The 22,515-nt window shown below is 74.7% G+C and carries 21 protein-coding genes; 12 read left to right on the plus strand and 9 right to left on the minus strand.

What is annotated here, in order from left to right:
- Positions 1–7 precede the first annotated feature (7 nt).
- On the plus strand, positions 8–1,174 hold the full coding sequence (locus ACI799_RS00830) for an MFS transporter (RefSeq protein WP_456612119.1): 1,167 nt from the start codon (positions 8–10) through the stop codon (positions 1,172–1,174).
- Between the two features lie 400 nt (positions 1,175–1,574).
- Positions 1,575–2,798, plus strand: coding sequence for a formaldehyde dehydrogenase, glutathione-independent (fdhA, locus tag ACI799_RS00835; RefSeq protein WP_456587961.1), 1,224 nt, complete (start codon positions 1,575–1,577; stop codon positions 2,796–2,798).
- Positions 2,799–2,869: 71 nt separating this feature from the next.
- On the opposite strand, the gene ACI799_RS00840 is transcribed toward fdhA, so the two are convergent.
- Positions 2,870–3,760, minus strand: coding sequence for a polysaccharide deacetylase family protein (locus ACI799_RS00840; RefSeq protein WP_456595556.1), 891 nt, complete (start codon positions 3,758–3,760; stop codon positions 2,870–2,872).
- 47 nt (positions 3,761–3,807) lie between these two features.
- Positions 3,808–4,776, minus strand: a complete 969-nt coding sequence (locus tag ACI799_RS00845; RefSeq protein ID WP_456612120.1) for an asparaginase — start codon at positions 4,774–4,776, stop codon at positions 3,808–3,810.
- Positions 4,777–4,986: 210 nt separating this feature from the next.
- Here ACI799_RS00845 and ACI799_RS00850 point away from each other — a divergent pair, with 210 nt between their 5' ends.
- The 4 genes from ACI799_RS00850 to ACI799_RS00865 all read left to right on the plus strand — a co-directional run bounded on the left by ACI799_RS00850 (position 4,987) and on the right by ACI799_RS00865 (position 8,649).
- On the plus strand, positions 4,987–5,448 hold the full coding sequence (locus ACI799_RS00850; RefSeq protein WP_456587958.1) for a DUF1905 domain-containing protein: 462 nt from the start codon (positions 4,987–4,989) through the stop codon (positions 5,446–5,448).
- Between the two features lie 105 nt (positions 5,449–5,553).
- Positions 5,554–6,432 carry a patatin-like phospholipase family protein gene (locus ACI799_RS00855; protein WP_456612121.1) on the plus strand — a complete coding sequence of 293 codons (879 nt, stop codon included), beginning with the start codon at positions 5,554–5,556 and terminating at the stop codon, positions 6,430–6,432.
- A 58-nt stretch (positions 6,433–6,490) separates the two neighbouring features.
- A complete protein-coding gene (locus tag ACI799_RS00860) occupies positions 6,491–7,522 on the plus strand; it encodes a 1-acyl-sn-glycerol-3-phosphate acyltransferase (protein WP_456612122.1) in 1,032 nt (343 codons plus the stop codon).
- Positions 7,523–7,620: 98 nt separating this feature from the next.
- On the plus strand, positions 7,621–8,649 hold the full coding sequence (locus tag ACI799_RS00865) for a zinc-dependent alcohol dehydrogenase family protein (RefSeq protein WP_456612123.1): 1,029 nt from the start codon (positions 7,621–7,623) through the stop codon (positions 8,647–8,649).
- Positions 8,650–8,829: 180 nt separating this feature from the next.
- Here the strand turns inward: ACI799_RS00865 and ACI799_RS00870 are convergent, their stop codons facing one another.
- Positions 8,830–9,552 (minus strand): spermidine synthase, encoded by a 723-nt coding sequence (locus ACI799_RS00870; protein ID WP_456612124.1) that lies wholly within the window; start codon positions 9,550–9,552, stop codon positions 8,830–8,832.
- A 328-nt stretch (positions 9,553–9,880) separates the two neighbouring features.
- Between ACI799_RS00870 and ACI799_RS00875 the strand changes: the two genes are divergently transcribed.
- Positions 9,881–10,813: a sugar phosphate isomerase/epimerase family protein gene (locus ACI799_RS00875; RefSeq protein WP_456587944.1), complete on the plus strand. Its 933-nt coding sequence runs from the start codon at positions 9,881–9,883 to the stop codon at positions 10,811–10,813.
- A 400-nt stretch (positions 10,814–11,213) separates the two neighbouring features.
- Here the strand turns inward: ACI799_RS00875 and ACI799_RS00880 are convergent, their stop codons facing one another.
- Both ACI799_RS00880 and ACI799_RS00885 read right to left on the minus strand, forming a co-directional pair.
- On the minus strand, positions 11,214–11,669 hold the full coding sequence (locus ACI799_RS00880) for a hypothetical protein (protein ID WP_456587943.1): 456 nt from the start codon (positions 11,667–11,669) through the stop codon (positions 11,214–11,216).
- Positions 11,670–11,817: 148 nt separating this feature from the next.
- Positions 11,818–12,540 (minus strand): hypothetical protein, encoded by a 723-nt coding sequence (locus ACI799_RS00885; RefSeq protein WP_456587942.1) that lies wholly within the window; start codon positions 12,538–12,540, stop codon positions 11,818–11,820.
- A 207-nt stretch (positions 12,541–12,747) separates the two neighbouring features.
- Between ACI799_RS00885 and ACI799_RS00890 the strand changes: the two genes are divergently transcribed.
- Positions 12,748–13,560, plus strand: coding sequence for an SRPBCC family protein (locus ACI799_RS00890; protein ID WP_456612125.1), 813 nt, complete (start codon positions 12,748–12,750; stop codon positions 13,558–13,560).
- A 231-nt stretch (positions 13,561–13,791) separates the two neighbouring features.
- On the opposite strand, the gene glsA is transcribed toward ACI799_RS00890, so the two are convergent.
- Positions 13,792–14,745, minus strand: coding sequence for a glutaminase A (glsA, locus tag ACI799_RS00895; protein WP_456612126.1), 954 nt, complete (start codon positions 14,743–14,745; stop codon positions 13,792–13,794).
- Positions 14,746–14,831: 86 nt separating this feature from the next.
- Between glsA and ACI799_RS00900 the strand changes: the two genes are divergently transcribed.
- Positions 14,832–15,740, plus strand: coding sequence for an NAD-dependent epimerase/dehydratase family protein (locus ACI799_RS00900; RefSeq protein WP_456612127.1), 909 nt, complete (start codon positions 14,832–14,834; stop codon positions 15,738–15,740).
- Positions 15,741–15,764: 24 nt separating this feature from the next.
- Here the strand turns inward: ACI799_RS00900 and ACI799_RS00905 are convergent, their stop codons facing one another.
- Complete coding sequence (locus ACI799_RS00905) at positions 15,765–16,520, minus strand: IclR family transcriptional regulator (protein WP_456587937.1); 756 nt, start codon at positions 16,518–16,520, stop codon at positions 15,765–15,767.
- A 371-nt stretch (positions 16,521–16,891) separates the two neighbouring features.
- On the opposite strand from ACI799_RS00905, the gene dhaK reads away from it, so the two are divergent.
- From dhaK to ptsP, 3 genes are read left to right on the plus strand one after another with little or no spacing between them, the layout of a single operon-like run.
- The gene (dhaK, locus tag ACI799_RS00910; protein ID WP_456612128.1) at positions 16,892–17,893 is read left to right on the plus strand and encodes a dihydroxyacetone kinase subunit DhaK; all 1,002 of its coding nucleotides are present in this window, start codon (positions 16,892–16,894) and stop codon (positions 17,891–17,893) included.
- A 3-nt stretch (positions 17,894–17,896) separates the two neighbouring features.
- Positions 17,897–18,583: a dihydroxyacetone kinase subunit DhaL gene (dhaL, locus tag ACI799_RS00915; protein ID WP_456612129.1), complete on the plus strand. Its 687-nt coding sequence runs from the start codon at positions 17,897–17,899 to the stop codon at positions 18,581–18,583.
- A complete protein-coding gene (ptsP, locus tag ACI799_RS00920; protein ID WP_456612130.1) occupies positions 18,580–21,102 on the plus strand; it encodes a phosphoenolpyruvate--protein phosphotransferase in 2,523 nt (840 codons plus the stop codon). The genes dhaL and ptsP overlap by 4 nt, the downstream gene beginning before the upstream one ends.
- Positions 21,103–21,165: 63 nt before the next feature.
- On the opposite strand, the gene ACI799_RS00925 is transcribed toward ptsP, so the two are convergent.
- Entirely contained in the window at positions 21,166–21,621 is a 456-nt protein-coding gene (locus ACI799_RS00925) for a hypothetical protein (RefSeq protein WP_456612131.1), read from the minus strand.
- A gap of 144 nt (positions 21,622–21,765) precedes the next feature.
- A complete protein-coding gene (locus tag ACI799_RS00930; protein ID WP_456599281.1) occupies positions 21,766–22,482 on the minus strand; it encodes a M15 family metallopeptidase in 717 nt (238 codons plus the stop codon).
- Between the last annotated feature and the right edge of the window lie 33 nt (positions 22,483–22,515).

A 22,515-nucleotide genomic window follows, 5' to 3' on the forward strand; every position in this document is an offset into this window, starting at 1 on the left:
CTCCGCCATGCGCCCCTCGGCAGCCGTCGACACGGGCCGTGGCTGGGTCATGGTCGCCGCGGCGTTCGCGGGCATGTTCGTCTCGTTCGGGATCGCCTACTCCTTCGGCGCGTTCCTCGAGCCCATGGCGGCGGAGTTCGGCTCCGGCCGGGGTGCCACGTCGGCCTTCTTCGCGCTGACCTCGCTCACCTACTTCGGCCTCGGCGCGCTCAGCGGCGTCGCGGTGGACCGCTACGGCCCCCGGCGGGTGCTGTTGGTCGGCGGCGTCGCGCTCGGGGCCGGGCTGACCGCGACCTCGCAGGCCGGCGAGCTGTGGATCGGACTGCTCACCTACGGCCTGGGGGTGGGCATCGGGGTGGCCTGCGCGTACGTCCCGATGGTCGCCGTCGTCAGCGGGTGGTTCGAGGGACGGCGGACCATCGCCGTCGGGGTGGCGGTGACGGGGATCGGCCTGGGCACGCTCACCGTCGCGCCCCTGGCGGCTGCCCTGATCGGCGAGCTGGGCTGGCGGAACACGCACCTCGTGCTCGGACTGGCCGGCGCGGTCGTCCTGCTGGTGTGCGCCGCGGTCGTGCAGCGCCCGCCGGTGCAGACCGGCCCGGCGGCGCTGACGCTGCGCGAGGCCGTCCGGAACCGGGACTACCGGCGGCTGTACCTGGCGTCGGGCCTCATGGCCGTCGCGCTGTTCGTGCCCTTCGTGCACCTGCCCGGGTACGCCGAGGAGGCCGGGATCGACCGGGTCGCGGCGGCCGCGCTGGTCGGGGTGATCGGCGCGGCGAGCACCGCCGGCCGGCTGCTGCTCGGACTGGTTGCCGCGCGGACCGGGACGTTGCGCGCCTTCCAGGGGTGCTTCCTGACGATGGCCGTGAGCTTCGCGCTGTGGGGGGTCGGTGGCGGGTACGGCGTGCTGGCCGCCTTCGCCGTGGTGCTCGGGGTGGGCTACGGAGGGTTCGTCGCGATCGGTCCCGCGGTCGTCGCCGAGCGCTTCGGCACCACCCGCCTGGGCGGCCTGCTGGGGGTGCTGTACACCAGCGCCGGCCTCGGCTCGGCCGTGGGAGCGCCGCTCGCCGGTGCGACCGTCGATGCCTCCGGGTCCTACGCCCCGGTGATCGCCGGCTGCCTCGCCCTGGGGCTGGCCGCCTACCTGACCGTGCTCAGCGTCGGTCGCACCTGACCGCGGTGCGGGGTCGGGGCGCCGCTCCTGCACCCGACGAGCGAGGTGACGTCTCGGGGTCGACGCCCTCACACCGCGTCGTAGGTAGCCGCCGATCGGGTAGCCGCCGCGCGGACCGGTGCCGTGCCCGATTGCGGACGGGAGGGACCGGCATGTGAGCTGGATCACGCGTTGGTCGCACCGCTGCGGAGGTCCCGATGCCGGTCAGCCTGGTGGGGCGCCCTCGCCGCCGACCCTCAGCACGGCTCGCCCCGCCACGCCAGACCGCGCCCCGCGACCGGAGCGGTGGGTGACGCGGCGCCGCCCGACCGGACGGCAGAGACGTCCGCGCCGATCGGCGCGGGGAACCACGGAGGGGACGCGCACGACGCGGGCCGTCCAGGACCAGAGGAGGAGCGCGGTGGCAGGGAACAAGGCCGTCCGGTACATGGGACCGGGCAAGGTGGAGGTCGCGGACCTGGACTACCCCAAGCTGGAGCTGTCGAGCGGCCCGGGGGTGCACCCGTCCAACGTCGGCCGCAAGACGCCGCACGGGGTCATCCTCAAGACGGTCACCAGCAACATCTGCGGCAGCGACCAGCACATGGTGCGCGGGCGCACGACCGCTCCCGAGGGGTTGGTCCTCGGGCACGAGATCACCGGGGAGGTCGTGGAGAAGGGGCCCGACGTCGAGTTCCTGGACGTCGGCGACATCGTCAGCGTGCCGTTCAACATCGCCTGCGGCCGCTGCCGCAACTGCAAGGAGGGCCGAACCGGCCTCTGCCTCACGGTGAACCCGGACCGTCCGGGCTCGGCGTACGGGTACGTCGACATGGGCGGATGGACCGGTGGTCAGGCCGAGTACGTCATGGTTCCGTACGCGGACTTCAACTGCCTGCGCTTCCCCGACCGCGACCAGGCGCTGGAGAAGATCCAGGACCTCACGATGCTGTCCGACATCTTCCCGACCGGCTACCACGGCTGCTACACGGCCGGGGTGACCACCGGGTCGACGGTGTACATCGCCGGCGCCGGTCCCGTGGGACTGGCAGCGGCCGTGTCGGCGCACCTGCTCGGGGCCGCGGTCGTGATCGTGGGCGACCTGATCGAGGACCGGCTGGCCCAGGCCCGCAGCTTCGGCTGCGAGACGATCGACGTCTCCAAGGGCGACCCGAAGGACCAGATCGCCCAGATCCTGGGCGAGCCCGAGGTCGACTGCGGCGTGGACGCCGTGGGCTTCGAGGCCCGGGGGCACGGCGAGGGGGCCCAGCAGGAGGCGCCCGCGACCGTGCTGAACTCGCTGATGGAGATCACCCGGGCCGGCGGTGCCCTCGGCATCCCCGGGCTCTACGTCACCGGGGACCCGGGCGCGGCCGACGAGGCGGCGAAGACCGGGTCGCTCTCCATCCGGCTGGGGTTGGGCTGGGCGAAGTCGCACGTCTTCACCACCGGCCAGTGCCCGGTCATGCGGTACAACCGCCAGCTGATGATGGCGATCCTGCACGACAAGGTGCAGATCGCGAAGGCGGTCAACGCCACGGTCATCCCGCTGGAGGACGCACCGCGCGGCTACACCGAGTTCGACCAGGGCGCGCCCCGCAAGTACGTGCTCGATCCGCACGGCATGGTGGGCACGGCCGCCTGATCGGGGCCGGTTCCCCGGCGTCCCCGCACCGCCCTGGCCGGCGGTGCGGGGACGCCCGGCCGCGCCCGGACCTAGGACCGGCCAGCCGTGCGCGGGGAGCGGCGCAGGAAGTCGTCGGCGATCTGGTCGAACGTCGCCCAGCGGACGCCGTCGTGCCCGTTGATGTGCTCGATCAGGCGTTCCAGCATGAGCAGCACCTGCGGTCGCCCGGCGACGTCCGGGTGGATGGTCATGGTGAAGGCCGCGTAGTCCATCTCCCGGTGCACCCAGTCGAACTGGTCGCGCCACATCTGCTCGATGTCCCGCGGGTTGACGAAGCCGTGGCTGTTGGGGCTGGACTTGATGAACATCATCGGCGGCAGGTCGTCGAGGTACCAGTTGGCGGGGATCTCGACCAGATCGGTCTCCTCCCCGCGGACGAGCGGCTCCATCCAGCTCTCCGCGGGCGCCGAGTAGTCGATCTTCGTCCACGAGTCGCCGACCCGGACGTAGTAGGGCTCGAAGTCGCGGTGCATCAACGAGTGGTCGTACGTGATCCCGCGCTCGAGCAGCAGCTCGTTCGTGACGCCGCTGAACTCCCACCACGGCGCGACGTACCCCGTCGGGCGGCGCCCGGCCCTCTGCTCGATCAGTCCGATGCAGCGGTCGAGCACCGCCTGCTCCTGTTCCCGGCTCATCGCGATCGGGTTCTCGTGGCTGTAGCCGTGGACGCCGATCTCGTGCCCGGCCGCGACACAGGCGTCGAACTGCTCCGGGAACGTCTCGATCGAGTGCCCCGGCCAGAAGAACGTCTGGGTGAGCTCGTTGCGCCGGAAGAGCTCGAGGATGCGCGGGACGCCGACCTCGCCGGCGAACACACCCCGCGAGATGTCGTCCGGGGAGTCCTCCCCGCCGTACGAGCCAAGCCAGCCGCCCACGGCGTCGATGTCGACACCGAAGGCCACGAAGATCTCCTTGCTCATCGTCGTCGCGCTCCTTCGCGTAGGCCGCCCCGGGCCGGGGCGGGGGTTCAGCCGGTGAGGTGCTGGGCCAGGACCCGCTGCGGATCGTCGGGGGCGAGGGCGAGCGCCGCCGCCAGCAGCAGCCGCCCCTGCCACGGGCTCAGATCACCGGCGAACACGGCCCCGCCGCGCGCCAGGCGGGCTCCGCCGGCGGCGTAGAGCGGTGCCACGGGGCCCGATGCCACCCGGGAGCACACCAGGACGGGGATCCCGCGGGCCACGAGCTCCTCGGCGGCCTCGGCGATCGCCGGGGGGACGTTGCCGGCGCCGAAGGCCTGCACGACGACGCCCGCGGCGCCGGCGGCCACCGCCGCGTGCAGCAGCGACGCGTCCGCGCCCAGGTAGCAGGCCACGACGTCGACGCGGGGCAGCTCCGACCGCAGGTCGAGCGGGAGGGGTGAGCGGCGCGCGGGCGTGGCCAGCGGCAGCACCGACTCGCCGGCCAGCCGGATCACCGGCCCACGCCCGGGAGCGCCGAACGCACCGCTGCGCAGGGTGTCGACCTTGCGCACCCCGCGGGCGGCGAAGGCCAGGCCGTCGAAGCAGAGCAGGGCGCCGAGGTCCCGCGCGGCGGGGGAGGCGGCGACCCGCAGCGCATCGGCGAGGTTGGCGGGACCGTCGGGAGCCGGGCTGTCGAACGGGCGTTGCGCCCCGGTGAAGACGATCGGGCGCGGGTCGTCGTGGACGAGGTCGGCGAGGTACGCGGACTCCTCCATGGTGTCGGTGCCCTGGGTGACGACGACGCCGTCCACCCCGCCGGCCAGGCAGCGTCGCGCCTCGGCCACCAGCTCCCGCAGGTCGGACGTCGTGAGCGCGAAGCTGCCGACGGTGCCGAGGTCGCTCGTCGTCACGCTCAGACCAGCCAGGGGACCGGCCGCCTCGAGCAGTTCGGCTGCGGGGGTGACGGCCGCGAGCCCCTCGGGCCCCTGCCGGCTGGCGATGGTGCCGCCTGTGGCGAGCAGGTGGACACGTGCCACGCGACCTCCGTCCGGGCTGGAACTCCATGCGGCGACGACCTGCCCTACGTTCCTCCCTCCGTCGCAGGTCGGCGACCGGAGACGCACCGCGCCGCGCACGAGGGGGCGTGCGTCGATCCCGCCCGCTCGCGGTCGGCCGACCGGACCGATGAGAACGGGTGGCGGCGGGGGTCTACCGCTCGTCAGCGACGCGGAACGGCAGGAGCCCTCATGACCAGCACCCCCACCACCTCGGCCACCTTTCGCACCACCCTCTGGGCGAGCGGCGGGAACAACGTCGGCATCGTCGTTCCCGACGACGTGCTGCGGAGCTTCGGCCGCGGTGCGCGGGTGCCCGTGGTCGTCACCGTCGACGGCGGCCACACCTACCGCACGACCACCGCCTCGATGGGCGGCCGGTTCCTCGTGACCTTCAACGCCGCGACCCGCGCGGCCACCGGCCGTGGGGCGGGGGACGAGGTCGAGGTGCGGCTCGAGGTCGACGACGCGCCGCGCACGGTGGACCTCCCGCCCGCGCTCGCCGAGGCCTTCGCCGCCCACCCCGCCGCGGCCGACGCCTGGGCGGTCCTCTCGTACAGCAAGCAGCGGGCGCACGCGGAGTCGGTGGCCGGTGCCCGCACTCCGGAGACGAGCGCCCGCCGCGTCACGAAGGTGCTCGCCGCGCTCACGTGACCCGATCCGCTGGACGGCGGGGTTCCCCGCCGCGTCGTCGGTACCGGAGCGGTGCCGGGTCCCGCACGTCCGGCCGGCCGGGCGGGGAGTTGGCAGGATGCGGCCATGGCTTCGACGCAGGTGCCGGCCGGTGGAGGAGGCACGGCCTTCGTCCTCGGCGGCGGGGGAGTGCTCGGAGCGGCCGAGGTCGGGATGCTCGAGGCCCTCTTCGAGCACGGAATCCGCCCGGACCTGATCGTGGGCACGTCGGTGGGCGCCATCAACGGCGCGCTCGTCGCGGCCGACCCCACGCCGGCCGCGGTGGACCGGATGCGCGCCGTCTGGGAGGAGCTGGCATCCGAGGGGGTCCTGGCCGGCTCCGTGCTCGCGCGGGTCGGGACGCTGGTGCGCACGCGCACCCACCTGCACCCGCGGGAGCCGCTGCGCGACCTGCTCGCCCGGCACCTGCCGGTGGAGACCTTCGGCGAGCTGCAGGTCCCGTTCCAGTGCGTCGCCGCCAGCATCGAGCGGGCCGCCGAGCACTGGTTCTCCGACGGGCCGCTCGTCCCCGCGGTGCTCGCGTCCTGCGCGGTGCCCGGCCTGCTCCCGCCGGTCGAGCTCGACGGCGAGCACTACCTGGACGGCGGGCTGGTGCACAGCATCCCGGTGGGGCGGGCGGTGGCGCTGGGCGCCGACACCATCTACGTGCTCCACGTCGGGCGGATCGACCGGCCGCTGCGCCCACCGGCCCGGCCCTGGGAGGTCGCGACGGTGGCGTTCGAGATCGCCCGGCGGCACCGGTTCGCCGCCGACCTCGCGGCGCTGCCCCCGGGGGTGGCGCTGCACGTCCTGCCCTCGGGGGAGCAGGCCGAGCCCTCGGCCGGTGACCTGCGGAACCTGCGCTACCGCGACTTCTCCGGTGTGCGGAGCCGGATCGACCGGGCCCGGGACGCCGCCCTGGAGCACCTGGCGCGGACCCACCCGTCCGACGACCGGACGGTCTGACGTGCTCCCACCGCGCCCCGTGCGCCGCCTCGCCGGCCCCCTCCTGCTGGGTGCCCTCGTGGCCGGGATCGTGCTGCTGCCCGTGCTGGTACTCGTGGCGGCGATCGTCTCGGTGTGGCTCCCCGGCCGCTGGCGGGCGCTGCGACTGCTGCTCTTCGTGCTGGTGTACGTGGCGCTGCAGGTCGCCGGCCAGGCGGCCGGCGCGGTGCTGTGGACGCTGCGGCGGGCGGGCCTGCTGACCCGGTCGGCCTACCGGAGGGCGCACTACACCGTCCTGCGCGTGCTCCTCGACGTGCTCATGCGGGTGGCGCAGCGGATCTTCGCCCTGCGGCTGGTCACCGACGGCGCGTCCTGGTCACCGCTCGACGACGGCCAGCCCGGCTCGACGAACGCCATGATCGTGCTCTCCCGCCATGCGGGGCCGGGGGACTCGCTCCTGCTCGTGCACACCCTGATGAACCGCGACCACCTCCGCCGGCCGCGGATCGTGCTCAAGGACTTCCTCCAGCTCGACCCCTTGATCGACCTCTACCTCAACCGGCTGCCCAACCACTTCGTCGCGGCCGGGCCGGGGGCTTCCGAGGCCTCCGTACGGGCGATCGCCGACCTGGCCCGAGAGCTCGGCGAGGAGGACGCCCTCCTGGTCTTCCCCGAGGGGGCGAACTTCACCCCGCAGCGTCGCTTCCGGGCCATCGAGCGGCTGCGCTCCCGGGGGCTGCTCGCCGCGGTCCGCCGGGCCGAGGCGATGCAGCACGTGCTGCCGCCGCGGCCGGCCGGCGTCGCCGCGGCGCTCCAGGCGGCCCCGCACGCGGACGTCGTGTTCGTCGCGCACACCGGGCTGGAGCACCTCAACACCGTGCGGGACCTGTGGCGGGGCCTGCCCATGGACAAGACGCTGCACCTGCGCTGGTGGTTCGTCCCGGCGGCCGACGTGCCGCGCGAGGCGACCGAGCAGGTCGACTGGCTCTACCACTGGTGGGAGGGCATCGACGCGTGGATCGACGAGACCCGCCGCCGGGAAGCTGCGCAGGAGCCGACGCCCCGCGGGCGGTCCGGTGCGGCGACGAGGCGCACCACCGGAGGCGCCTGACCGTCGCACCCGTGCGGCAGCGGCCGGCCACGCCGCCGCTCTGGGCGAGGCGTTCCCGGCCGGTTCCCGCGGGCTGGCAGCATGGCGGGGTGCGCGCCATGGTCGTCGACGCTGTCCGGGCACAGCCCCTCGTGCGGGAGGTGGCGGTGCCCGCCGCGCCGGCGAACGGGGTGGTCGTGCGGGTGATGGCCACCGGGATGTGCCGCAGTGACTGGCACGCCTGGGCAGGCCACGACGACATCGCCTTCCCGCACGTACCGGGGCACGAGCTCGCCGGTGTGGTGGTGGAGCTCGGTGCCGGTGTCCGTCGCTGGCGGATCGGTGACCGCGTCACCGTGCCGTTCGTCTGCGGCTGCGGCCGGTGCGCGTGGTGCCGGGCCGGGGAGGCCCAGGTCTGCCCCGATCAGCAGCAGCCCGGCTTCACCCACTGGGGATCGTTCGCCGAGTACGTGGCCCTGCACGCCGCGGACACCAACCTCGTGGGCATCCCCGACCACGTCGGGTTCGCGGCCGCGGCGGGCCTCGGCTGCCGGTTCGCCACGGCGTACCGCGCCCTGGTGGGCCGTGCCCGGGTCCGAGAGGGGGAGTGGGTGACCGTGCTCGGCGCCGGCGGGCTGGGCCTCAGCGCGGTCATGATCGCCCGCGCGCTGGGCGGCCGGGTCGTCGCGGTGGACCGCAATCCCGAGGCGCTCGACGTCGCCGCCGCGCTGGGCGCGGAGCACACCCTGCGGGCGCACGGCATCGACGTCCCCGCCGTGGTCGGCGACCTGACCGGTGGCGGCAGCCACGTCGCAGTCGACGCCGTGGGCAGCGAGCAGACCTGTGCCGACGCCATCCTCGCCCTGCGCCGTCGGGGCCGGCACGTCCAGGTCGGGCTGCTGCCACCCGTCGGCGGGCACCCCCGGGTCCCGATGGAGCGGGTGATCGGCTGGGAACTCGATCTGCTCGGGAGCCACGGGATGGCGGCGGCCGACTACCCGGGGATGCTGGCCCTCATCGAGCAGGGTGCGCTCGACCCCGAGCGGCTGGTGGAACGCACGATCGGACTGGACGAGGCGGCTGCGCTGCTCCCCGGGTTCGACCGCGCGACGGTGGCGGGCATGACCATGGTCGATCCTTCTCGCTGACCGGCCGTCTGCCGGTCGGGAGACCGGGCTCCAGGTTCGGCGGGGGCCCATCGTGGCGCGGTCTCGCGCGGAGAGCCACTCCGGTGGACCCCGTCGGGCAGGCGGGACGTTCCGGCGGCGCCGCCCGACGTCCCGGCGGCGAAGGCCGGCGGCGGGGGTGCGGGGAGGAGGAGGCCGCGCTCAGCCCCGGGCGGTGGCCAGGTAGACCGTGTTGGTGGCGGGGCGGCCCTGCAGGGGGTTGGGGAAGCTGACCACCTGCGCGTCGACGTCGACGAAGACCGCCGACAGCGCGGCCAGGTACTCCTCGTCGGGTGGCTCGTTCGACCACAGCGAGAAGACACCGCCGGGCCGGAGGAGGGCGGCCAGCCGTCGCATGCCCGAGGGGCGGTAGAAGGGTGCGTTGCCCTCGTCCAGCAGGTGCCCGGGGGAGTGGTCGATGTCCACGACGACGGCGTCGAAGACCCGGCCGGGGGCCGCCGGGTCCAACCCGTCTCCCGCGACCATCGCGAAGAAGTCGCCGTGCACCAGCCGACACCGCGGGTCCGCGGCGACGGCGCGCCCGAGCGGCAGCAGCCCCTGCTCGTGCCACTCGATGACCGGCTCCAGCAGATCGACCACCACGAGCTCGGCGACCCGGGGGTCGGCGAGCACCGCCTGGGCGGTGTAGCCGAGCCCCAGGCCCCCGACCGCCACGTCCAGCCGGTCGCCGTCCGATCGCGCCAGGGCCAGCCGGGCGACCTCCACCTCGGCGACCGTGAACAGGGAGGACATCAGGAATTCGTCGCCCAGCTTGACCTCGAACACGTCGGCCCCGGTCACCGGGTCCCGGCGCCGGCGGAGGCTGAGCTCGCCGATCGGCGTGGGGCTCCAGGCGAGCTCCTCGAAGCGCTTGCCCACCGACACGCGTCCCCCCTCGCTGCTGCACCGGGCCGCAGTCGTCCCGGTCGGGGCCACTGTTCCCGGCTCGCGCGGGCGGGGAACGTCGGGCGGACCCGACGCCATCTCCCCGTAGATGCCCGGGCGAGCACATGCGCCCGTCGTTGACGAACTTCTGCTACCGGCAGAGCAGAAGCCTTGCTAGCTTCGTGACGCAGCACACACCCGGGGGCTCAGGGGTCGTCGTCCGGCGTGGCCCCCCTGAGATCTCGTCACGAACGGCACGCCGAACGGGCGCTCCCTGCGCTCGGTGACGCGCGCCGTCACAGCCACTCGAGGGGAATCCGTGAAGGTGATGAAGAGACTGCGCCACACGCTGCGGGCCGCGCTGTTCGCTGCGCTGTCCGCACTGCTGTTCCTGGGACTCGTCGGCACGGCGAGTGCGGCACCGCCCGCGCCCGGGGCGTCCGGGACCTCCGACTGCGCCGAGCGGCCCGTGCCGGCGAGCAAGGTCTCCGTCCAGCTGTGGACGTTCGCCGAGTACATCGGCTTCGGCACCGACGCCGCCACGCAGGCCCGTCACGAGGAGGTCCTCCGCCGGCTCAGCGAGATGGGCTACCGCAACGTCGAGCCGTTCACCCTGAGCGGGATGACCGCGGAGCAGTACGCCGACCTGCTCCGGGAGTACCGGCTCAAGGCCTCCGGGCGGCACGTCGGCGTCGGCACGCACGCCGAGCCGGCGGACATCGCGCAGATCCTCGAGGAGAACCGGGTCCTGGGCGTCCGCTACTTCGGCTCCGGTGGCACCCCGCAGCTCACGACCGAGGCCGAGTGGATCGCCTACGCCGAGTACCTGGACGCGGTCGGTGCGCAGGCCCGCCAGGCCGGGCAGTGGCTCATGGTCCACAACCACAACTGGGAGTTCGAGACCACCTTCGGCGACCGCAGCGCCTTCGACATCCTCATGGAGCACACCGAGCGGCGGCACGTCGTGTCGCAGCTCGACCTGTACTGGGCGGTCTTCGCCGGCGCCGATCCGATCGAGATCATCGAGGAGTACGGCAACCGGGTCCGGCTGTTCCACGTCAAGGACCTGAACGAGGAGCTCGACCGGCGGATCGAGATCGTCGGACGCGGGGACATCGACTTCGCGCCGATCTTCCGGGTGGCCGGCGGCAGCACCCGGTACTTCGTCGTCGAGCACGACCCGCGCTTCGGCGACCCCACGTTCGACCCCTTCGAGGCGGCGCGGGAGGGCTTCGCCTACCTCACCTGCTCGACCCGCTGACCGAGGGCGCAGCGCGCCCTCCCGAGGAGGCGGTCCCGGACGTCCGGGGCCGCCTCCTCCTGTGCGAGGGCGGTCCCGAGGGGTGACGCCGGAGCTACGCCCTGACCAGGCCGAACTGCGCGGCGTGCTCCTCGGCCCACTGCGCGAAACTCAGGGCCGGGCGATCGGTGACCGCGAGGACGTCGTCCGTGGAGTTCTCGGGATCGCCGACCAGCGTGGCCCAGTGCGCCAGGGACGCCTCCAGGATCGGGCGCTCCTCCGGAGCGGCGGAGTCGATGATCTGCTGCGCGGTCAGCTCCTCGATCTGGAGCGGCCGTCCGGTGGCCTTGGGGGTGTCGCCTTCACCTCCGCCTCGATCGGGCGGCTCAGGCGACGACTGCGACCCGCCTGCCGTGCGCCCTCACGCGCTCGTACTCGTGGCGGCGTCGGCGCTGAGGTGGGTGACCGGGACGCCGCAGCTCTTGCGCAGCCGCGCCGGTAGATCACGGCGGAGCCAGTGGGAGAGCGTGTGCGGCAGCGTGGAGACGACGATCTCGTCCGCCGGGAAGTGGCCGAGGGTGGCCCGCACGGCCTGGAGCGCGTCGGGGTCGCCGACCTCGCCGTCGACCTGGGCGCCCAGGGCGCGGAGGTCCTCCAGCGCCCGGTCGAGGCGCTGGCGGGCGAGCGCGTACGCGCGGTCGGTCACGGAGGGCCCCAGGCCGGCGTAGGCGCTGGGGCCTTCCACCTCGTCCTCTGCCGGGGTGGCGGGCGCGACGAGGTGGAACGCGTGCGGTTCGGCGGTGATCCGGTCCTGGACGGCCCGCCGGAGCGCGTCGGCGGAGAGGGTCTGGTTGGCGACGATCAAGCAGCGGCGCATGGCCCGGTGCTCCTGTTCGGTGGACGCCTCGACGACAGGAGTGTGACGCGCGTCATGGCGATGGTCCACCCGGTGGCGTCGCGGCATCCCGGTGCCCTGATCCGTCCAGGTCGCGCTGCCGCCGGGCACGTACCCCGGGCCCATCCGTTCACCGCTGCGTGGGCTCCCGGACCGGGGGTTCCGGCGACGGGGACGGGACCCGGGGCAGCGGCGGCGCCACCGGCTGGGCGGTGAGCTCCTGGTAGGCGGTGGTGTGCGCGCGGAGCGCCGCGACCGCGTCGGCGACGTCGGTGGCCGGCCTCCCGGCCGCCGACGCGACGTCCTCCGCCTGCCGCACCGCGTCGCAGACGTCGGCGACCATCTCGAGGTACGCCCGGGCCTCCGGCTCCGGGTCGGCCTGCTCCGTCGGGTTCGGGAACAGCGCCCGTTGCCGCAGGCGCTGCTCGAGGCGGCTGCCCTCGGCCTCCAGCGACGGCAGCAGCTCGGGGACGTCGCCGAGATGCGCACCGGCGGCCTGGGCCGCGACGACCTGGCGGCGCAGCCCGTCCCGGGCTCGGGCGACGTCGAGCTGGAGCTCCGCGGCCGAGCGCCGCTGGCCCGGCGGCAGACGGCGCGCGGCGACGGCGGTGGCCCCCTGCACACCGAGCACCCGGCCGCGGGCGGCGAGCTCCCGGCCACGGGCCGCGAGCGGGCTGCGCCGGAAGCGCCTGAGCACCAGCCATCCGGCGAGAGCGGCGACCAGCAGGAGCACGAGGAGCACGCCACCGAGGACGGCGACCACCGCGGGGTCCAGCGAGAGCAGGAAGGACAGCTCCTCGTCGGCCCGCACGTCCAGGGCGCCGGCGGTGCCGGTCGGCAGCGGGGTGGTCATCGGGCTCCTCGTCTCAGGCGGTGGGGGCGCCAGGGACAACGTCCTCCACCCGGCCGGTGGTTCCCGGGCCGGCTCGGCCGCCCGGTCCGGCGCGAGGCACCCATGGCACGTCGACGCGGACCGCGAGGCGCTGCATCGACCGTCCGTGGCGGGGGTAGCCGAGTGGCGCAGTTACGACAGCGGACGACCAGTGACAAGGAGTCAGCGATGACCACCAAGGCCGAGAAGTCGATCCAGGTCGACGTACCGGTGTCCACGGCCTACAACCAGTGGACCCAGTTCGAGGACTTCCCGTACTTCATGGGCGGGGTCAAGGAGGTGCACCAGCACAGCGACAAGCGCCTGCACTGGGTGGCGGAGATCGCGGGCGTCCGGCGCGAGTGGGAAGCAGTCATCATCGAGCAGGTGCCGGACCAGAAGATCGCCTGGGCCGCGCAGGAGGGCGCGACGAACGCCGGCGCCGTGCGGTTCGAGCCGGTCGGCGCAGGGTCCACCCTCGTCCACCTGTCGCTGGAGTACGAGCCCGAAGGGCTCGTGGAGAAGGTCGGCGACAAGCTCGGCGTCGTGGAGCGGCAGGTGGAGTCCGACCTCCAGCGCTTCAAGTCCCTCGTGGAGAGCGAGGGCTACGCCACCGGCGGATGGCGCGGCACGATCAACCCCGGAGAGGACGTCGGCACCCCCGGGGTGAACGCGGCCTTCACCTCCCGCGGCGACAGCGGGAAGGCGGGGGTGTCCGGCAAGGCCGTCGCCGCGGGGGCGGCCGCGGTGGCCGGCGTGGCGGCCGCGGGTGCTGCCGCCGCCGCGTCCGGGAGCAGTCAGGGCGGCGGCCAGGAGAAGGCACAGCCCCCGCAGGAGGACGTCGCGGTCGTTCCGCAGCCGCCGAGGGAGGCGGTGCGCGACGAGGTCGTCGTGGACGAGTCCGACCCCGCCGGCTTCACCGCTGGCACCTCCACCGAGGGCGTGGAGCGGGGAACCAGGGATTCCGACGACGACCCCATGATCGGGGGCGGCAGCCGCTGACCCGCACGGCGGTCGGGTCCGGGACAGCTCCCTCGGACCCGACCGCCACGCGGCGGCCCGGGGCCGCCGCCACTCCGTCGGTGGAGCCCTTCCGGGCACCGCGACCCCGAGCCGGAGCGCCGTGGCCGGATGCGGGTGCCGGCCCATCGCGCCGGGACCTCGTCCGGACGGCCGGGTCCGCCTGGCCGGAGCGGAGGGTCGCCCACCCCGTACCGGTGCGGCCGGGGCAGGTCACAACAGGGACAGGTCGAGCCGTTCCGACAGCAGGTGCAGGGCGGCCCGTCCCGCTCGTGAGTTGCCCTTCTCGTCCAGCGGCGGCGACCACGCGCACACACCGAACCGGCCCGGCACGTCGCCCATGACCGCGCCGGCGACGCCGCTCTTGCACGGGAATCCCAGGTCGTAGGCGAACTGGCCGGCCGCGTCGTACGTGCCGCACGTCAGCATCAGCGCGTTGACCCGGCGCGCGAGGGGCTCGGAGAGCACCGTGGCTCCCGTGCGTGGCTCGACGCCGTCGTTGGCCAGGAAACGAGCGGCTCGGGCCAGCGTCCGCGTGGTGACCGTGAGGGAGCACAGGCGGGCGTAGAGCTCGATGACCTCGTCGACCTCGTGGTGCAGGTTCCCGAACGACCGCATGAGGTGGGCGATGGCGCGGTTGAGGTGGCTGCCCTCCCGCTCGGCGTCGAGTGCGGTCTCGTCGACCACCAGCTCGTCGCCGACCAGCTCGCCCAGGAGGCCGGCCACCGAGCCGACGGGATCGTCCGCCACGTCGATCAGCACGTCGCTCACCACGAGGGCCCCGGCGTTGATGAACGGGTTCCGCGGCACGCCCTTCTCGTGCTCGAGCTGGATCAGCGAGTTGAACGGGTCCCCGGACGGCTCGCGGCCCAGCCGCTCGAACAGCTCCTCACCCACCCGCTGCAGGGCAGCCGTGAGCGCGAAGACCTTCACGACGCTCTGGACCGCGAAGCCGACGTCGGCGTCCCCGGTGACGTGCTCGGTCCCGTCGAGCTCGGCGAGCGCCAGGGCGAAGCGGGCGGGCTCGGCCGAGGTCAGCTCCTCGGGCTGCTCCTCGACCTCGCCCTCCTCGGCGCGATGCTGGGACCGGTCCGCGACCTCGGCGAGCACCGCCGCCAGGTCGCTGGTCCCGTCGGCAGCGGAGGGCGACGAGGGGGAGGGGGGCATCGACCCTCGTTACCCGTCGGCCGGCTGCCGACACCCCCGCCCCGCGCGGCAGGCGCCGAGGTCGGGTCGCTGGCAGGGTGGACGGCATGGCCGATACCTCTCCCGCCGTCGTGGTGACCGGTGCGAACGGGTTGGTGGGCACCGCGGTGTGCCGCGCGCTGGTCGAGCGCTCGGCGCAGGTGCGCGCCGTCGTCCGGCGCGCCGGCAGTGCGCCCGCGCTCGACGGGGTCGTCGAGCACGTCGGTGACTTCGCCGACGAGGGCTTCGCCGGCACGGTGACCCGGGGCGTCGACGCGGTGGTCACGACCGTCCACCCGATGGGTTCGCCCCGGGAGGTGCAGCACCGGGTGGGCGTCGAGGGCACGTCGGCCTTCGCCCGGGCCGCCCGCGATGCCGGCGTCGCCCGGCTCGTCCACGTGTCCACGGCCGGGGTCTACGACCGCTCGGCCGGCGTCGGGGACGTGGCCGAGGACGGCGCCCTCCTGCCCGAGGGGAGCGGCGACTACCCCGACACCAAGAACGCCGCCGACGCCGCGCTTGCGCAGATCAGCGGGCTCACCACCGTGCTGGTCCGCCCGCCGGCCATCCTGGGGGCCGGCGAGACGTCGGTGTGGAACACGCTGCGGCCGCGGGCGATCCGCGACGGGAGCCGCCGGGCGAACCCGGCGCAGACCTGGGCCTGGGTGCACGTCGAGGACCTGGCGGCCCTGATCGCGGACGTCGCCACGGGCGCCGTCGCGACCGCCGACGACGCGGAACGGGGCCCGGTCGCCGGCGGTACGACCCCGGTCATCGTCGCGGGCGAGCCCGCGACCTGGCGGGATTACCTCGGCACGGTGACCGATGCGCTGGGCGTCGAGCCCGAGTGGACCGACGAGCCGGTCTGGACCGGCCGGCTGCGCACCGACCGCGCGCGCGGGTGGGGCTGGCAGCCCCGCGTCAGCCTCGCGCAGGCGCTGGGCGAGCTGCGGCAGGGCCTGACCTCACGTTCGTGAGGCGCCCGGTGGACCGGTGAGGAGCTAGACGCCGTGCACGGGCCACCCCGGCGCGCCGAGTTCCCGGGAGACGGCCCGCGCCGCCTCCCGGACCGCCCCTAGGACGGAGTCGTCCACCGGCCAGGCGGCCGACGGGACGACGACGCCGATGGCGCCGGCGACATCGGCGTGCGCATCGAAGACCGGCGCGGCGAGCCCGCACTCGCCGAGGAGAGCCTCCTCCTGCTCCAGGGCGACAGCGGTGGAGCGCGCCTCCTCCAGCTCGGCCCGGAGCTCCGTCACGGAGGTGAGGGTCTCGCCCGTCATGCTCTTCAGCGGCTCCTGGAGCACACCCCGTCCGGCCGCTCCGGAGAAGGCGAGGATCGCCTTGCCCAGGGCGCAGGCGTGGGCGGGGATGACGATCCCCACCTCCGGCATCTGCCGGCTGCCGTCGGGGCGCGGCTCGTGGTGGATGATCACGACGTCGTCGAGCAGCAGGACGGCGGTCCGCACCGCGAACCCGGTCCGGCGGGCCACCTCCTCGGCCCACGGGATCGCGCGGGAGCGCAGCTCGATGGTGTCGAGGTAGACGTTGCCCAGGCGCAGGACGGCGGGGCCCAGCTGGTAGCGGCCCGACCCGCGTTCCTGCACCACCAGCCCGTGGGAGACGAGGGTGCGCACCAGCCCGTGCACGGTCGACGGGGGCAGCTCGAGCCTGGCGGCCAGCTCGGACAGGGCCATCCGGCGGGAGCCCTGCAGGGCCGTCAGCACCCGGACCGCCCGGTCGACGGACTGAATCACCGGCCCGCCCCTCCCGCTCGTCCCGGTGCGCGGCCGTGCCTTGTCGAGCACCGGCGTGCTCTAGTAATCTACGTCACACATTCGACGATGTCGAATGGTCTTCGGTGAAGCGGAGGCCCCGTGCTCGACGAGACGGCCCTGCCCCGGCGTCCGGTCGTCGGGTTCTCCGGCGAGGCCACCGTGGTCCGTGCGGACCACCGCACGGCGGCGACGGTCGACGGCGTGGTGGGCCCCGCACTCGCCTGCACCGTCATCGCGCGGACGCCCGCCGTGGCGCGCCGCCGTGCCCGGCGTCGACGTGGGCGCCCCCGACGAGGCCCGCGCACCCGCGACGGCCTCCTGATCCCTACGCCACCAGGAGAACCGAGGTCATGAAGAAGCTCGTCAACGACCCAGCGGACGTCGTCTCGGAAGCCCTGCGGGGCTTCGAGGCCGCACACCCCGACCTGCGGGTCGACCACGCGAACAAGGTGATCCACCGCGGCGACCTGCCGAAGCCGGGCAAGGTCGGCATCGTCTCCGGCGGCGGCTCCGGCCACGAGCCGCTGCACGGCGGATTCGTGGGGCTGGGCATGCTCGACGCCGCCTGCGCCGGCGAGATCTTCACGTCTCCGGTGCCCGACCAGGTGCTCGCGGCCACGAAGCTGGTCGACGGCGGCGCAGGAGTCCTGCACGTCGTCAAGAACTACACCGGCGACGTCATGAACTTCGAGATGGCCGCGGAGCTGGCCGAGGCCGAGACCGGGGCGCGGGTGGTCCCGGTGGTCACCGACGACGACGTCGCCGTCCAGGACAGCACGTGGACGGCGGGGCGGCGGGGGGTCGGCGTCACCGTCCTGCTGGAGAAGATCGCGGGTGCCGCCGCCGAGCAGGGCCGCTCGCTGGACGAGGTCGCCGACGTGGCCCGGACGGTGAACGCCAACGGCCGCAGCATGGGCCTCGCGCTCACCAGCTGCACGTTGCCGGCGGTCGGGCACCCGTCGTTCGACCTGGGGCCCGACGAGATGGAGCTCGGCGTGGGCATCCACGGCGAGCCGGGCCGCGAGCGCATCCTGCTGGCGTCGGCACGGGAGATCGCCGCCATGCTGGTCGAGCCGGTCCTCGACGACCTGCCGTTCCGCTCCGGCGACGGCGTCCTCTGCTTCGTCAACGGCCTCGGTGGGACGCCGCTGATCGAGCTCTACGTCATGGTCAACGAGGTGAACCGGATCCTCTCCGGGCGCGGCGTGCAGATCGCCCGCTCGCTGGTCGGCAACTTCATCACCTCCCTCGACATGGCCGGCACGTCGGTCACGTTGCTGCGCGTCGACGACGACCTGCTCTCGCTGTGGGACGCGCCCGTGCGGACGCCGGCGCTGCGGTGGGGGGTCTGACCGATGGCTGACGGCATGACGACGGGCGACCTGGCGGACTGGGTCCGGGCCTTCGCCCGGCTCGTCGACGAGAACAAGGACCTGCTCACGGAGCTCGACGCGGCGATCGGCGACGCCGACCACGGCGCCAACATGCACCGCGGGATGACCGCGGTGGTGACCGCGCTCGACGAGGGCGCGGCCACCACGCCGGGCGCCTTGTTCAAGAAGGTCGGCATGACGTTGGTGTCGACCGTCGGCGGGGCGAGCGGCCCGCTGTACGGAACCTTCTTCCTCCGGTTCGGCGGAGCCGTCGGCGACGCCGAACCGGTGGACCCCGACGGTTTCGCCGCCGGGCTGCGCGCGGGGCTCGAGGGGGTGGTGGCCCGTGGCAAGGCGGAGGCGCAGGACAAGACCATGTACGACGCCCTGGCCCCGGCGGTCGACGCACTGGAGGCGGCGCTGGCCGACGGCCAGCCGTGGGGCACCGCGTTGCAGCGGGCGTCGGCGGCTGCGGCCGCGGGGCGGGACGCGACGATCCCGATGCCGGCCCGCAAGGGCCGGGCCAGCTATCTCGGCGAGCGGAGCGCCGGGCACCAGGACCCCGGCGCGACCAGTGCGGCGCTGCTCGTCGCCGCGGCGGCGACGGCCCTGGGTGGCGTCCAGAACCCGGTGGCGGCCGGGCCGGCCGACGGGACGCCCTCCGGATGACGGCGTCCAGCGGTGGCGGAGCGCAGGGCGTCGGGATCGTGGTCGTCTCGCACAGCCGGGCCCTGGCCACGGCCGCCGTCGCGCTGGCGACGGAGATGGTGCACGGCGCCGAGCCCCGCATCGCGGTCGCGGCCGGGCTCGGCGACACGACCTTCGGCACGGACGCCGTCCAGATCGCCGCAGCCATCCAGCGCGTCGACGGCGACGCCGGCGTGGTGGTCCTCATGGACCTCGGCAGCGCGGTGCTCAGCGCGGAGATGGCGCTGGAGCTGCTGGACGACGACGTCGTCCGCGACCGCGCGACGCTCTGCCCGGCACCGCTGGTCGAGGGGCTCGTGGTCGCGGCGGTCGCGGCTGCCGGTGGCGCATCCCGGCAGGAGGTCGCCGCCGAGGCCCGGGCGGCGCTCCTGGCGAAGACCGGGCACCTGGGTGCCGACGACGAACCCGGAGGCCCGGCCCGCGGGGAGGACGGGACCGGTGTCACCGCCACCTTCACCGTCGAGAACCTTCACGGGCTCCACGCCCGGCCCGCGGCCCGGCTGGTCGCGGAGGTGCGCCGGCTGGACGCCGCGGTGACGCTGCGCAACCTCACGGCGGGCGGAGCGGTGGTCCCGGCGGCCAGCCTCAGCCGGGTGGCGACGCTGGGTGCGCTCCAGGGGCACGTCGTCGAGGTGGCGGCGACCGGACGGCAGGCGCGCGCCGCGGTGGACCGCCTGCTGGCGCTGGCCGCACGCCGCTTCGACGAGGTGGACGACGCAGGCGAGGCCGCCCCGTCCGGTGACGCGCCGCCCGCGCCGGGAACACCGTTGCCCGCGGGCCCGGGGATCGGGATCGGCCCCGCCCGCCGGCTGCCCACGTGGTCGCCGCCGCCCACCGACCGACCAGCCGGTCCCCCCGCCGCCGAGTGGCGACGGCTGACCGAGGCCGTGGCCGACGTCCGCCGGGAGGTCGAGCGGCTCCGCGACGGCGCGCTGCAGGGCGCCGGAGCGGCGGCGGCCGGGATCTTCGAGGCCCACCTGCTGCTGCTCGACGACGCGGAGCTGCTGGGGGAGGCGCGGTCGCGGATCGACGCCGGCACCTCCGCGCCGGCCGCCTGGGAGGCGGCGGTCGAGACGGTGGAGCGGAGCTGGCTCGCGCTGCCCGACCCCTACCTGCGTGGTCGCGCAGCGGACGTCCGGGCGGTGGGGGAGCAGGTGCTGCGCACGCTGGGCGGTGCCACCGCGGCGGTGCCGGTCGCGGTGGACGGCGTCCTGCTCGACCGGGACCTGACCCCGGCGCAGGCGGCGGCGCTCGACCCGCGCACCGTGCGCGGCGTCGTCCTCGCCGGTGGGAGCGCCACCTCGCACGCGAGCATCCTGCTGCGCTCGTTGGGCATCCCCGCGGTCGTCGCCGCCGGGCGGGCGGTCCTCGACGTGGCCGAGGGCACGGTGGTCGTCGTCGACGGTGCGGCCGGGCGGGTGGTCGTGGATCCGGCCCCCGAGGCCCTCGAGGAGTACCGGCGCGAGGCGGCCCATCTCGCCGAGCAGGCGGAGCGTTCGGCGGCCGAGGCGACCCGTCCGGCGATCACCGCGGACGGGGTCCGGGTGGAGGTGGCGGCCAACCTCGCGTCCGTCGCCGACGCCCGTGCCGCGGCGGCGACCGGAGCCGACGGCGCCGGCCTGGTCCGGACCGAGCTGGTCTTCGTCGATCGGGACCGCCCGCCGTCCGTGGCGGAGCAGGAGCGGGAGTACCGCGCGATGGCGGAGGCGTTCGACGGCCATCCCATCACGATCCGGACCCTCGACGTCGGCGGCGACAAGCCGCTGCGCTACCTCCGGCAGCCCTCCGAGGCGAACCCCTATCTCGGCCTGCGGGGCCTGCGCCTCTCGCTCGCGCGGCCGGAGCTGTTCGTCGAGCAGTTGACCGCGATCTGCGAGGTCGCGCGCCATGCGCCGGTCAACGTCCTGTTCCCCATGGTGACGGCCGTCGACGAGCTGATAGCGGCACGGCAGCTGCTCGACCGGGCGGCCGGCCCGGAGGGGCTGCCGAGCTCCCTGCGGATCGGGATCATGGTGGAGGTGCCGGCGGCGGCGCTGACCGTCGAGGCGTTCCTGCCGTACCTGGACTTCGTCAGCATCGGGACGAACGACCTCACGCAGTACGCGCTCGCCGTCGAACGCGGGAACCCGGCCGTGGCGCCGCTGGCCGATCCGCTCCACCCGGCCGTTCTGCGCCTCATCGGCGAGGTGGGCAGCCGGGCGGCCGGTCGGGCTCCCGTCGCTGTGTGCGGCGAGATGGCAGCTGATCCGCTGGCCGTCCCCCTGCTGCTCGGCCTGGGTGTGACGGAACTCAGCGTCGCGGGCGCCGCCGTGCCGCGCGTGAAGGCGGCGGTGCGGGCACTGGCCCTGCGCGCGTGCGACGAGCTGGCGAAGGAGTGCCTCGAGGTGGGGACCGTCGAGGAGGTCCGTCAGCTGCTCGCCGACCGCGCGCAGGCCCTGCGACCGGCCGGAGCGGTGGCGCCGTACGTCCGTTCCACGTGAGGGTGGATCCCGGGCCGGCAGCGCGTCGCTCGCGGGGTCGTCCCGTCGACGACGGCTCGTCCGTCAGGGCGTGTCCGGTGGCGACGGGAACAACCAGAGCACGCTCGACAGCGCCCCGTACACCACGGCCGGGCCGGTGTGCGGCAGTCGCTTCCCGGCCGCCGCCCGTGCCTCGCCGCGGCGGAAGATCCACCGCTCCGCGGTCAGCTGCGCGCCGACCCCCGCGGCGAGTGCGGCCGCCACGGACCCGGCGATGACGGCCTTGCTGCGGGCGGGCAGCGAACGGAGTGCCTGCGTCGGGGCGACCGCGCCGTCGGGCTCCTGCCCAGCGGGGGCGGTGCGCCGCGTCGCCCGCAGGTCGGGGACCGACGCCGCGAAGGCGACGGCCGTGAGCCCGGCCTTCGCCCAGCCGCGGGTCGTGCGCGAGGGGACGAAGTCCGGCGTGGCGTAGTACAGGGCGGTTGCCGCCCCGCCGACCAGGGCGGCAAGGGCTCGGGATGAGGTGGACCGCGTGTTCACCCGGCCATCCTCTCGCGCGCGAGCGGCCGCAACAACGCAGTTGGGCGCAGCTGCCGACAGCACCAGCGGCAGGGACGACTTCCCGCCGGCGCGGCGACCGCGGCTCGACGTCGGCGCTCGTCACCGAGCCGGGCGGAGCCCCGGTCACTGCTGCATCCGCGGATCGTGGGTGGGGTCGGCGTACGGCCTGGGGCAGCCGTCGTCGACGGCCCGGGGGCGCAGCTCGTAGTGCCAGGGCTCGTTGCGGTAGGTCTGGCACAGCCCGTACCGCGCCCCGTGCTCGGCCAGCCACGCCCGTGCCTCGGAGGGGCCGACGTCGACCGCGTCCCCGGACACGTGGGCGGAGGTCTCCGCCGTGGCCACCCATCGGGCAGCCTCCTCCTCCGAGCCGTACTCGGTGACGGCCTCGCGGAGCAGCTGCTCCTGGTACGCAGGGGAACGCCAGCCGCTGGTGACGGTGAACCCGACCCCGTCACCCGCGGCAGCCGCCGCTGCCCTGCGGAGGGCGCCGAGGAGATCGGCATCGAGGTTGGCCACGGCCGGGAACTCGCCGTCGAAGACCGTCACACCGTCGGGCACGACGCCGTCGTCGACCGTCACGCCGAGCGGCCGGGGACGGTCGGGCGCATCCGGGTTGTGACGCAGGTCGGGGGACGGCGAACCGCTCCGGACGTCGTCGTCGGGGACTGCTCGCTCCTCCCCGTCCGTCCGGACGACGGGTGCTGCCGACGAGGACGGGGCTGCCACCCCCTGGTACCCGAGGATCCCTCCGACGATCGCGGCGATGGGCAGTACCAGGACGACTGCGATGGTCGATCGGGCCCGGCCGGCTCTCGTTCGTGCGTGGTCGCTGTGGGACATGCCTGCAGTCAAGGCAGGGTTCCGTTGCCACCA

This window comes from Blastococcus sp. SYSU DS0753 (genome assembly GCF_054051175.1).